Origin of the sequence: Streptomyces sp. NPDC001787, from assembly GCF_040297465.1 — a bacterium.
Taxonomy (GTDB): Bacteria; Actinomycetota; Actinomycetes; order Streptomycetales; family Streptomycetaceae; genus Streptomyces.
This window is the reverse complement of record NZ_JBEOZE010000018.1, coordinates 41,815-54,072: the sequence shown is the minus strand read 5'-3', so window position 1 is coordinate 54,072 and position 12,258 is coordinate 41,815. Positions and strand designations below refer to the sequence as shown.

At 72.3% G+C, this 12,258-nt stretch carries 9 protein-coding genes; 4 read left to right on the top strand and 5 right to left on the bottom strand.

Going from position 1 to position 12,258, the window contains the following annotated elements; all coding sequences use genetic code 11:
• Nucleotides 1-34: 34 nt before the first annotated feature.
• From ABT170_RS23770 to ABT170_RS23755, 4 genes are all read right to left on the bottom strand, one after another.
• Nucleotides 35-427 carry a hypothetical protein gene (locus ABT170_RS23770; protein WP_351870513.1) on the bottom strand — a complete coding sequence of 131 codons (393 nt, stop codon included), beginning with the start codon at nucleotides 425-427 and terminating at the stop codon, nucleotides 35-37.
• Nucleotides 428-700: 273 nt separating this feature from the next.
• A complete protein-coding gene (locus ABT170_RS23765; protein ID WP_443034382.1) occupies nucleotides 701-1,324 on the bottom strand; it encodes a TetR/AcrR family transcriptional regulator in 624 nt (207 codons plus the stop codon).
• A 4-nt stretch (nucleotides 1,325-1,328) separates the two neighbouring features.
• The gene (locus tag ABT170_RS23760; RefSeq protein WP_351870510.1) at nucleotides 1,329-2,696 is read right to left on the bottom strand and encodes an AMP-binding protein; all 1,368 of its coding nucleotides are present in this window, start codon (nucleotides 2,694-2,696) and stop codon (nucleotides 1,329-1,331) included.
• A gap of 147 nt (nucleotides 2,697-2,843) precedes the next feature.
• Complete coding sequence (locus ABT170_RS23755) at nucleotides 2,844-4,091, bottom strand: MBL fold metallo-hydrolase (protein WP_351870507.1); 1,248 nt, start codon at nucleotides 4,089-4,091, stop codon at nucleotides 2,844-2,846.
• 377 nt (nucleotides 4,092-4,468) lie between these two features.
• Here ABT170_RS23755 and ABT170_RS23750 point away from each other — a divergent pair, with 377 nt between their 5' ends.
• The 4 genes from ABT170_RS23750 (at nucleotide 4,469) to ABT170_RS23735 (ending at nucleotide 9,878) form a co-directional block, all read left to right on the top strand.
• The gene (locus ABT170_RS23750; RefSeq protein WP_351870504.1) at nucleotides 4,469-5,050 is read left to right on the top strand and encodes a carboxymuconolactone decarboxylase family protein; all 582 of its coding nucleotides are present in this window, start codon (nucleotides 4,469-4,471) and stop codon (nucleotides 5,048-5,050) included.
• Nucleotides 5,051-5,145: 95 nt separating this feature from the next.
• Entirely contained in the window at nucleotides 5,146-6,801 is a 1,656-nt protein-coding gene (locus ABT170_RS23745; RefSeq protein WP_351870501.1) for a thiamine pyrophosphate-dependent enzyme, read from the top strand.
• An 8-nt stretch (nucleotides 6,802-6,809) separates the two neighbouring features.
• A complete protein-coding gene (locus tag ABT170_RS23740; protein WP_329946152.1) occupies nucleotides 6,810-8,045 on the top strand; it encodes a Glu/Leu/Phe/Val dehydrogenase dimerization domain-containing protein in 1,236 nt (411 codons plus the stop codon).
• Between the two features lie 174 nt (nucleotides 8,046-8,219).
• Nucleotides 8,220-9,878, top strand: a complete 1,659-nt coding sequence (locus tag ABT170_RS23735; RefSeq protein WP_351870498.1) for an alpha/beta hydrolase — start codon at nucleotides 8,220-8,222, stop codon at nucleotides 9,876-9,878.
• Nucleotides 9,879-10,066: 188 nt separating this feature from the next.
• On the opposite strand, the gene ABT170_RS23730 is transcribed toward ABT170_RS23735, so the two are convergent.
• Entirely contained in the window at nucleotides 10,067-12,079 is a 2,013-nt protein-coding gene (locus ABT170_RS23730; RefSeq protein WP_351870495.1) for a hypothetical protein, read from the bottom strand.
• Nucleotides 12,080-12,258: the final 179 nt, after the last annotated feature.

Sequence of the window (12,258 nt, the reverse complement as noted above, 5' to 3'; positions counted from 1 at the left end):
CCACAGGGGATGTGCGCGGATCGCGGCGGCGGAATCAGCCGGCGATCTTCAGGTCCGCGGCAATCTTCGGGTACAGCTGGAAGGCCGGGCCGAGAATGTTCATCAGGTCCGGCACCGCGGCCATCCTTCCGAAGATGGTCACCCTGCCTCCGGTCAGCGCGCTCGCCACCGGGATCTCACCGAGCCACAGCGCGTGCGCGGTGCTGCTGGTGAGCTTCAGCGTGTGGCTCGCGGGCCGGAGCGCCTCGTCCCCGGTCACGACCCCGTCGGCCGACAGGAAGACCGGGCAGTCGGGCTTCGTGTGCCGGAACAGCACGGTGAGCCCGCTGTCGCACAGCCCGGCCCGGACGCTCTCCTGCTCCCACAGTTCGGTGATCAGCCGCCCCAGCGCCTCGGCCGCCGCCTTCTCCGACTCGAATACCGACATCTCACTCCCGCGTTTCTGCGTTGGATTCCCGTGAGCCGACCAATTGGTCGGTCGGTACGAACCGTGCCATGCGGCAGAACCGCCGCCATGCTCAAATCTGAGCAGAATCGGCGAGGGCTTCTGCGACCTGCGTCACGCGCCGGATGCTCAATTCTGGCTATGGGCCGGCCGTCCCGGGAATGTCCGGGCAGCAAGAAGCGCGCTGCCGCACGGGCCCTTCCGGGACCGCACGGCAGCGCTCGCGGTGGGGGGAGAACGGGCGGACCGCCGGGCTCAGGTGTGGCGCAGGCCCTGGAAGGCCAGACGCACGACGGCGTCGGCGAGTTCGCGCCCCGTGACGGCCGCCGGTCCGGCCGCGGCGATGTGCGGGCGGTACCAGTCCACCACCGAGTTGATCATCCCGAAGAGCAGCCGGGTGGCGAGCCTGGGTTCGACGGCATCGCTCAGATCGCCGTCGGCCACCGCCCGTTCCACCAGGCCCGCGACCCGGCGGTCGAACTCGCGGCGCCGGGCCAGTGCCGCCCGCTCCGCGCCGGTATTGCCCCGCAGCCTCAACAGGAGCGTGACATAGGGCAGTTCGGCGACCAGCATCCGGACCACCCGATGGGCGACGTACTCCAGCCGCAGCACGGCGGGGCCCCGCTGAGCCCCCGCGTCGTCGAAGACCCGGAAGAGCTCCTCAAGAGCGCGTCCGACCGCGCGTTCGAGGAGTTCTTCCTTGCCCCGCACATGGTGGTAGAGGGAGGACTTGGAGATTCCGGCCGCGCGGGCCACATCGTCCATCGTCGTCCCGTCGTAGCCCCGCTCGTTGAACACCTCGACGGAGACGGCGAGCAGCGTTTCCACCGTGTACGGGGCGGACCGGCCACCCGCGCCGCGCGCCGATGCGGCGGGCAGCACGTCAGCTGCCCGCCGGACCGGTCACGGCGCCGGTGTGCCTGCGGTGGTCCAGCACCCGGTCGGCCTTGCCCGTCGAGCGCTCCAGGGTCCCCGGCGCCAGGATCTCGACGCCCACCGAGATACCGATCCCGTCCTTGACCCTCCTGCGCAGTTCGGCCGCCATCCGGGCCCCACCGTCCCCGCCCCGCCCGTCGTCCGTCCGCCCTTCCGCCGCCTCGACCCGCAGGGTCACCTCGTCCAGCCGTCCCGCCCTGCTCACCTCGCACCGGTAGTGCGCGGCCAGACCGCGGACCCGGAGAATCTGCTCCTCGAACTGAGAGGGAAAGGCGTTGACGCCCCGCACACTGATCATGTCGTCGCTGCGTCCGGCGATCTTCTCGATGCGCCGCATGGACCGGGACGTACCGGGCAGCAGCCGGGTCAGATCGCGGGTGCGGTAGCGGACCACCGGCATGGCCCGCCGGCTCAGGGTCGTCAGCACCAGTTCCCCGAACTGCCCGTCCGGCAGCGGGGTCCCGTCGACCGGGTCCACGATCTCGGGGAAGAAGTGGTCCTCCCAGACCACGAGGCCGTCCTTGGCCTCGACGCACTCACAGGCGACCCCGGGGCCCATCACCTCCGACAGGCCGTAGAGGTCGGTCGCGTCCAGACCGAGTGTCCGTTCCATCTCGGTGCGCATGCCCTCGGTCCACGGTTCCCCGCCGAGCAGGGCGTACGAGAGGGAGCAGGCCGCCGGATCCATCCCTCCCGCCTTCATCGCGTCGGCGAGGACCAGCAGATAGGAGGGCGTCACCACAACGGCGTCCGGCCTGAAGTCCGCGATCAGCCGGACCTGCCGCTCGGTCATTCCGCCCGAGGCAGGAACGACCGTGCACCCCAGCCGTTCCGCGCCGTAGTGGGCGCCCAGCCCGCCGGTGAACAGCCCGTACCCACAGGCGACATGCACCGTGTCACCGGGCCTCACCCCGCCCGCCCGCAGGCAACGGGCCATGACGTCGGACCAGACGGAGATGTCCTGCCGGTCGTACCCGATGACCGTGGGCAGCCCCGTCGTGCCGGAGGAGGCGTGGAGCCTGGCCACGTCCCGCCGCGGCACCGCCAGCATGCCGAAGGGGTAGTTCGCCCGGAGGTCCTCCTTGGTCGTGAACGGGATCCGGGCCAGATCGGAGAGCTCACGCAGCTCCGAGGGATGAAAGCCCACTGCGTCGAGGACGGACCTGTAGTGGGGAACCCGGGAGTAGACATGAGCAAGGGTGCCGCGGAGCCTGGCGAGTTGCAGCGCGGTGATCTCGTCGCGCGACGCGAACTCGATGCGGTCCCCGGCATCCCCCACTCCCGCATGGCTCGTTCCGGGCAGTGCGTCGCTCATTCTCCGGCCCCCTCGGTTCCCGCCCACCGGTCACCACCGGCACGCGAGAGCCGAGCGTACGCAGCCGGCCCCTACCGGACTGCTCAAAACTGTGCCTTCCGGCGGTCGGCCCCGTGCCCTTGGCCGTCCGGCGTCCGTCCCCGGCCGTTACGGCGTCGGGGCGACCTCGGCCCGCCCCGAATCCGCCTCGGCCGCGGGGGCCGCCCCGTGCCCGCCCGGCGCGATCCCGGGCACGTCCCGTGCCGTCCGCGCCGCCCCGGCGGGCCGGTACTCGATCGGCCGCGGCGCCACCGCACGCCACCAGGGCTCGGCGGGAACGTGCTGCCCCGCCGGCTCGAAGGGCTCGCCCGGACGGGGCAGGGCGAGCCGCTGGCCGGCGTCGTCGGCCGCGGCGAGGGTGCCCTCGCCGGGCTCGGCCCACGGGTGCGGGGCGAGGTTGAACGTGGCCCAGTGGATCGGCAGCATCACCCCGTGGGGCCGGCCGCCCTGGAGGTCCAGGTGGGCGCGCATGCCCTCGGCGGGTGTCATATGGATATCGGGCCAGTACTCGCTGTACGCGCCGATCTGGATCATCGTCGCGTCGAACGGGCCGTGCTCGGCACCGATGTCCTCGAAGCCCTGGAAGTAGCCGGTGTCGCCGCTGTGATAGATCCGGTGCTCGGGTCCCGCGACCGCCCAGGACGCCCACAGGGTGTGCTGCTGGTTGCGCAGCCCGCGGCCGCAGAAATGGCGTGCGGGGGTGGCGGTCAGGCTGATCCCGGAGACCTTCGCGGTCTCGTTCCAGTCGAGCTCGTACATCCGGTCGGCGGGCACCCCCCACCGCTCCAGATGGGCCCCCACACCGAGCGGGACGGCGAAGACCGTGTCCGTGCCCGCCAGGGCCCGGATCGTGGGCAGATCGAGATGGTCGTAGTGATCATGGGAGATCACGACGGCGTCGACCGGCCCGAGCGCCGCCAGCGGCAGCGGCACCGGGTGCAGGCGCTTGGGCCCGGCGAAGGCGAACGGGGAACAGCGCTCGCCCCATACCGGGTCGAACAGGATCCGTCGGCCGTCGATCTCGGCGAGGACGCTGGAGTGGCCCATCCAGGTGAGCCGCAGACCCGTGGCGGGCGGTTCGGCCAGATCGGCGAGGGTGGTGCGGTGCACGGGCACCGTTCCGGCCGGTGCCCTGCGGGCCCGCTGCTCCTTGTGGAAATAGATCTTGGCGAACTCCAGCGTGGAGCCGGACGGTCTGGTCCGCGCCCCCACCGGGTTCTGGAACACTCCGTCGGCGAAATTGGGCGAGCGGCGGATGCGCTCCATCCTGGCTCCGGCCGGATCGGCACCGAAGGCCTCGGTACGCATCGAACGCAGTTTCGTACGGAACGGAAGCAAATAGTCGGCGCCGGTCACAGCATCTCCTGAGGGAGTCGGTGTCGTTTCATTATCGTCGGGCTGTACGACAGGGCGAGAGCAGAGCGGTGAACGGAGCAGCGCACCCGGTGCCGTGAGCGGCCGGTGATCCTTCAGGCACGCGGCCGTCCGTACACCTGGCCGACGCTCGGGGTCGGCGGTACCCGGCCGTCCCGCTCGCCGAGGAGTCCCGGCGGCGCCTCCCGCGCGGGTTCGCATTCCGTCATGCCGACTCCAACGTCCGTACCCACCGCAGGATTCCGCCCGTCGGCCGCCCGATGTCACATCCTGCGGGCCGCCGCACGTCCCCTCGGTGAAGCGTCCGTATCCGGCGCCGGGGCGCAGGCCCCGCGCCGCGGCTCGTCAGGAGACCGGTCATGACAGCTCGAATCTCGCTCGACCCGCCCCGCAGCGTCCTCTACCGTGGCGTGTCCTGGTACTCGAACCTTACGTACGGCAAGGTCATCGACCCCGTGCGGGCCGCCGCCCACCACACCCGGGTGCTGTGGGCCGGTCTGCGCTTCGAACTGGCCGTGGGCCGGTGGAAGGCCCTGGACCCCGACCTCAAGGCGCTCGCCGTCATGGTGACCGCCTCGACGGTCGGGTGCGGCTGGTGCATGGACTTCGGCTACTGGACCAACCGGCGGCGGGGCATGGACGCCCGCAAGCTGCGGGACGTACCGGAATGGCGCGGGAGCACGCTCTACGGCCCGCTGGAACGTGACGTCATGGAGTACGCGGAGGCCATGACGGCCACTCCGCCACAGGTCGGCGACGAACTGGTGGACCGGCTGCGGACCTCGCTGGGCGAGGCGGCGCTGGTCGAGCTGACGACCATGATCTCCGTCGAGAACATGCGCGCGCGCACCAACGCCGCCCTCGGCCTGACCAGCCAGGGCTTCAAGGACCACTGCGAGGTGCCGGGCCCGGCACAGGGCAAAGCCGCCGGTCAGGGGTGACCGCACGCGGCCGTAATCGCTTTGACAGGGGTGCCGGCACTTCCCGATACTGAATGACGGTTCAGTAACGCGACCCGTTCGCGGAGGGAGGCAGCATGTCCGTTCACAGCGGCCGCACGTCGCTGACCGGCGGCGAGGCGATCGTCCGCGCGCTGGCGGCACACGACGTGACGCAGGCGTTCGGCATCCCCGGCACACACAACCTGGAGATCTACCGGCATCTCGGGCCGTACGGCATCGGCCATGTCACGCCCCGCCACGAACAGGGCGCGGGATACGCGGCCGACGCGTACGCGCGGGTCACCGGGCGGCCCGGGGTGGCGATCACCACCACGGGTCCGGCCCTGCTCAATATCGCCGCGGCGGTCGGCCAGGCCTACTCCGACAGTGTTCCGCTGCTGGTCGTGTCGCCCGGCATGCCGCTGCGCCACCCCCGGCAGGCGACCGGTCTGCTGCACGAGATGCGCAGCCAGACCGAGGCCCTGCGGGGAGTCGCCGCGTTCAGCCACCGGGTGTCCTCGGTCGAGGAGATCGGCTCCGCCGTGGCGCGGGCGTTCACCCTGATGCGCCACGAGCGCCCGCGCCCCGTCCACATCGAGGTGCCGCTCGATCTGCTGGAGGCCACGGAGCCGGCCGGACCGGTCCGGCTCGCCCCGCCGATGGCCCGGCCGGGCGCGGGCGTGCACGCGGTGCGCGACGCGGCGCGCGTCCTGCGGTCGGCCGAGCGGCCCGCACTGGTGCTCGGCGGCGGCGCCCGGCACGCGGCGGCCGGGTGTCTGGCCCTCGCGGAACAGCTCGGCGCCCCCGTCGTCACCACGGCCAACGGCAAGGGCATCGTCGACGAGACGCACCGGCTGGCGCTGGGGGTGTCCCTGCACAGCCCCTCCGTCCAGCGGTGGCTGACCGGCTGCGACGTGGTGCTCGCCATCGGCACGGAGCTGGCCGAGTCCGACCTCTGGTCCGCGCCGCCCGCCCTCTCCGGGACCCTGATCCGGATCGATCTCGACCCGGCGCAGATGTACGCGGGACGGCCCGCCCGGCACCCGCTGACCGGCGATGCCCGCAGCACCGTCGCGGCGTTGCTGGAGGTGCTCGCAAAAACGTCGGACGAGGACTCCGGGGCCCCGGACCGTGCCGGTTCGGACGTCCGGCCGCCGGATTCCGCCGGCCTGGTGGCGGCGCTGCGCGCGGGGCGGGACACGGAGACGGCGGACCGCGACGCCCGGTGGCTGCCGTATCTCCGCGCCGTGCGCGAGGTGCTCGCCCCGGACGCGGTCCTCACCTCCGACAGCGCCCAGTGCTGCTACTACGGCGCGCTGCCGCATCTCCCGCTCGGCCCCGGGGGGCGCTTCCTGCACCCGACCGGCTTCGGCACGCTCGGGTACGCGCTGCCCGCCGCCATCGGGGCGAAGACCGCCTTCCCGCGACGCCAGGTCGTGGCACTGAGCGGTGACGGCGGCCTGCAGTTCTCCGTGCAGGAGCTGGCCACCGCGGCGCAGCTGGGGCTGCCGTTGCCCGTCGTCGTCTTCGACAACGGCGGCTACGGCGAGATCCGCGACGGAATGGCGGCCCGCGGCGACCACCCGGTCGCCGTCGACCTGGCCCCTGTCGACCTGCCCGGACTGGCCCGCGCCTACGGCGGCCGCGGCAGCCACGCCGACTCCCCCGCGGCTCTCGCCCGCGCTCTTTCCCTGGCCCTGACCACTCCTGGGCCCACCCTGATCACCGTGACCGAGGAGCCTGTCCGATGAGCGCACCCATGGCGTCGACCCCTTCCGCCGCACCCGTCGCACCTACCGCACCGAACCCTCCGGACCCCTTGATCTCCCTCACCTGGACGGACCATGTCACCGGCCGCAACGGCTATCTGGTCGTCGACCGGCTGGTGCGTGGCGTCTCCAGCGGCGGGCTGCGGATGCGCGAGGGCTGCACCCGCGCGGAGGTCGCGGGACTGGCCCGCGGCATGACGATGAAGGAGGCGCTGCACTACGACGCTGCCGACACCCGGGCCCGTTACATCCCGCTGGGCGGCGCGAAGGGCGGCATCGACTGCGACCCGCGCGACCCCGCGGCGTACGGCGTGCTCGTCCGCTTCCTGCGGGCCGTGCGCCCCTACATCGAGAACGTCTGGACGACCGGTGAGGATCTCGGACTCACCCAGGACCTCGTCGACCGGGCGGCGGCGGAGGCCGGGCTCGTCTCCTCCATCCAGGCGGTCTACCCGCTCCTGGACGACGAGACGGCGGCCCGGCGCCGGCTGGCCGCCGCCTTCGCGGTCACCGTGGACGGGATCGGACTCGACGAACTGGTGGGAGGGTGCGGCGTCGCGGAGTCGGCGCTCGCCGCGCTGGACCGCGCGGGTGTCGCGTACGAGAACACCCGGGTGTCGGTCCAGGGGCTCGGCACCATGGGCGGTGCCACGGCGCGCTTTCTCGCGCGGGCCGGCCTCAAGGTCGTCGCCGTCGCCGATGTGAGGGGCACGATCGCCAACCCGGAGGGCCTGGACGTCGAAGCGCTCCTCATGGCGCGGGACGCCCATGGGACGGTGGACCGCGGTGTTCTGCGCGAAGGCGACCGGGAACTGCCGCGCGACGCCTGGCTGACGGTGGACGCGGAGGTGCTGGTCCCGGCCGCCGTCTCGTACGCCGTCGACGCGACGAACCAGGCCGGCATCACGGCGCGCTGGGTCGTGGAGGCGGCGAACATGCCGGTGCTCGCGGAGGCGGAGGAACTGCTGACGGCGCGGGGGATCACGGTGCTGCCCGATGTCGTGGTCAACTCCGGGACGAACGCCTGGTGGTGGTGGACCCTGTTCGGGGACATCGGTCCCGACGCCGGCCAGGCCTTCGCGCACACCCGTCGCGCGATGCGGGACCTGATCGACCGGATGCTGGCCCGCGCGGACGCCGACGGCTCCACGCCCCGGGCCGCGGCACACGCCATCGTCGCCGAACGCCTGCCGCTGATGGCGGAGCGGTTCGGCTGGTACCGGTAGGCGGGGCCGGAAACCGCTCACCGGCGGCCCTTCCCCTACAACCAGCGGACCACCCGGGGATGTTGTGTCATTCCCAGGGTGGAGAGAGGTGCGCCTCGACGAGGGATCCGCGGGCGGGGCCGGTTCCTGAAGGATCTTCCCTGTCCGAACACACGACCGGAAGGATCGAATTCCGTGCGCAGACGACGTCTCGTGCCCCTGTTAGCCGTGAGCGTCACGGCAGCGCTGGCTCCCGCGCTCGCCACCTCGACGGCCACCGCCGCTCCGGCCGGCATCCCGTCGGCCGTCTCCTCGCCCTCCGCCGCCTCGCCCGCCGCCGGGAGCGCGCTGGACCGGTATGTGAAGCAGAAGCCGCGGTGGAAGCGGTGCGAAGCCGACTCCCCCGCGGAGTTCGAGTGCGCCACGATCAAGGTCCCGCTGGACTACCGGGTTCCCGGGGGCAAGCGGATCGACATGGCCATATCGCGGATCAGGAGCACCACCCCCGGCAAGCGGCACGGTGTCCTGCTCTCCAACCCCGGCGGCCCCGGGGGGCCGGGGCTCTCCATGCCGCTGGGGATGAAGGAGGGTCTGCCCGAGTCCACCCGGCAGAAGTACGACCTCATCGGCTTCGACCCGCGCGGGGTGGGGCGGAGCAGCCCGGTCTCCTGCGACCTGGAGCCGGAGGAGGAGAACTGGCTGCGGCCCTACAAGGAGGAGACGTTCGACAAGGACGTCGCCTGGGCGCGCACCGTCGCGGAGAAGTGCAGGGAGACCGCGGGCGACACGCTCCCGCACATCACCACGCGCAACACCGCGCGCGACATGGATCTGCTCCGGGCGGTCCTCGGTGAGAAGAAGATCTCGTACCTGGGGTACTCGTACGGCACCTACCTGGGCGCCGTCTACACCCAGCTCTTCCCGGGCCGGGCCGACCGGTTCGTGCTGGACAGCGCCGTCGATCCGGCGCGCGCCTGGCGAGGGATGATCCAGTGGTGGGCGGAGGGCGCCGAGCCCGCGTTCGACCGGTGGACCGAGTGGGCCGCCGAACGTTCGGCGGAGTACGGCCTCGGTGACACCCCGAAGGAGGTCGACCGGACCCTGTGGGACCTGGTGGCACAGGCCGACGAGACGCCCATCGAGGTGGAGGGGCAGCCGCTCACCGGTGATGACATCCGCACCGGTATGCGGGTGGCGGTCTTCACCCCGCAATACGCCACCGAGGGGGTCGTGGAGCTGAAGAAGGCGGCGGCGGGCAGCAGCGTCTCCGCGAAGAAGCTCGCGCCGTTCGCCGGATCCGGGAGGACCGGGACGGCGGGCGGCGCCGATGGGGCCGAGGCTCCGTCCGACAACATGTCGGCGAGCTTCTGGGCCGTGGTGTGCGGCGACAACTCGGCGGCGTGGTCCCGCGATCCCGAGAGCTACCGCCGGGACGCCATCGAGGACAAGGGCCGGTATCCGCTCTACGGTGACTTCACGTCCAGCATCAAGCCCTGCGCGTTCTGGGACAGGTCCGTGGAACCGGCGACCGAGGTGAACAACGAGGTGGGTTCCCTGATCGTCCAGAACGAGTGGGACTCGCAGACCCCGCTGCCCAGCGGTCGGGCCCTGCACGCCGACCTGAAGCGTTCCACCATGCTCACCGTCCTCGGCGGCGAGGGCCACGCCGTCTACCCGAACGGCAACGCGTGCACGGACGGCACGGTCACCCGCTACCTGCTCACCGGCAGGCTCCCGGCCGGGGACGTGACCTGCCGGGCGACGGCAGGCTCGAACGCGGAGGCACGGGAGAACCGGACGCGGGACGCGCTCCCCGGCTCTCCGCTCCCGCAGCGTGCCCCGGACCGGTTCTGAGTCCGGACGCGGCCCGTCGGCGCACGGGCCGTCGAGGCATGGCCCATCACCGCGCGGCCGTTGACGCGTGACCCGCTGAAACGGGGGGGGGCGGGACCTCCGGGAGAGGTCCCGCCCCCTCGTACGCCGTCGGCGCCGCGGGGCGCGGACTGCGGCAGTTCGCCGCCGCCCGCGCCCGGACCGGAGGCTCAGCTCCGGGCGGGTGTACCGCTCGATGTGACGTGGGCCGTGCCGTCGGCGTCGAGCCAGGCGATGCCGTCGCCGAACTTGTCCACGTCGTAGTTCTTCCAGCCGGGCACGGCGGGCAGGTCCGTGAGCGTCCTGGGCTCGGCGGCGGTGCCCGTGCGGAAGTCGGTGAGACGCAGCTCGCCGGCGGCCGTGTCGTGGTTGACGAGGAACCCGTCCCCGAGCTTTCCGCGCTTGGGCGGGCTGATGCCGTCGCCGGTCTTCAGGTCGTACACGCCGAAGGGGGTCGACAGGTCGCCGGTCGTGTCCTGGCCCAGACAGTCCCAGTACACCCAGCGGCCGACGACCCGGAGGTCGCGGATCACGCACGGGGCGTCGACCGTGTACGGGGTGACGGCGCCGGAGACCAGGTCGCGGGCCTCGATCCGTCCCGCGGTGCCGTCGGTGGTCCACAGCGTGGTCCCCTGGAGCGCGGCGGCCGGGGTCTTCAGCTGCTGAACCACGGCGCCGCCACCGGGCGCTTCGAAGTCGACGACCATCCGCTCGTCGCCGCCTCCGTAGACCGCGTACCTCCCGGCGGCGTCACGCAGACCGCGGCCGGAGGTCGGCGGCATGACACGGTCGAAGGGGACGACCTCGGTGCGTGTACCCGCCGCCGAGGCGCGGACGAGAACATCCCGCTGGGTGGCTTCGTCGTACCGGACGTGGACGACGGAGCCGTCGCCCGCGCCCAGCGGCTGGCCGTAGCTGTCGCCGGGAGGGGCGGTGGTGACTTCGGAGCGTTCCCCCGCCGACGGCGTTCCCGTCAGCGTCACCTTCCGGGTCTGGTAGGAGGGCCGCGGCGCGCTGTCCTCCTCCTTGGTGACCAACTGGCCGCCGGCCAGCGCGATGCCGCGCAGAACGGCGGGTGCGGCGGGCACCTCGGAGAGCGTGCGCAGCGTCGGACGGCCGTCCGACGCGGTCTCGATACGGCGCACCGCCCAGTCACCGGCGTCCGCGCCGCCGACCGTCACCGCTCCACCGCCGGGGATCTGGGCGAGGCCGGGCTGGGCCGAGGCCAGCAGGGTCAGTGGTGTGCCGCCACCGATCGGGGTGGCTCTGAGCGGGCCTCCCCGACGGGCGGGAGGGTTCTGTTCGGTGGGGGTCTGCGGCCGGTGGGCCGTGAGGAGCCAGTCCCCGGCCAGTCCGACGACGGGGGTGCCTTCGCCGGAGGACGGTACGGCGACCGCGGTCTGTGTCCCGGCCGGATCGTCACGGCGGATCACCCGTGCCTGGCTCATGCCCTGCTGGTACCAGGCGATGTGGGTGGGAGAGACGGCGGCCTGGATGGACCAGGACTCGTCGACGACGGCATGGGTCGAGACGGGGGTGAGCGTGCCGGTGGTCAGATCGAGGATGCCGAGGGTGTGCCCGCGGGTGAACTTGACGACGGCCACCCGTCCGTCCCCGGCGGCGACCGGATACCGGTCGAATCGCAGTCCTGACGGTGGATCGACCGGGGTGTCGGTGGTCGTGCCGTCCTGGAGCCGGAGGATGTGCAGCTTGTCCACCTGCCACACCTCGTTGTACGAGAACGTCAGTACGGTCCGCCCGAAGGAAGCCAGGGTGTACTGACCGTCCGGCACGGTGAGCGGCGTCGATTCCCCGGTCGCCGGGTCGCGCAGCTGCACCACGCCGCTCGCACCGACGGGCACGGGAAGGATGTCCGTGCCGGCCCCGTAGTAGCCCTGCTGGCCGGGCAGTTGACCCGTGAAGCCCTCGACGGTCCGCTCGGACCCGTCGTATCCGCGCCACTGGTACGCAGCGGTGGATCCGTCGCCCGTCTCCCGCCGGTGGAGATAGCCGGTGTCCCCGGCGGCGTACAGCACGTCCTGCACGGGCGTGTACCTGTCCGGCGCGCTCACCACGACCTCCGCGGCCTCGGCTCCCTTGGCGTGGGCCACCGGGGAGACCGCGGCGACCGGCACGGCGGCAAGAGCCAGGACGAGGGCGAGACGTCGTGCAATATCGGGCACATGTTCGAATTTCGTGTTCATGTAGAGCCCAGCGTCGGGCGGGGCGAAACCATCACACCGGCCTCGGCGGGCTCCTCGACGAGGGCGGAATTCCGGCGGCCCCGCACCCATGAAGCGTCCCGCCCGACCCGCCCGACCTGCCCGTCCCTCTTGTCCCGCCGGCCCGCGCGTCCTGACGT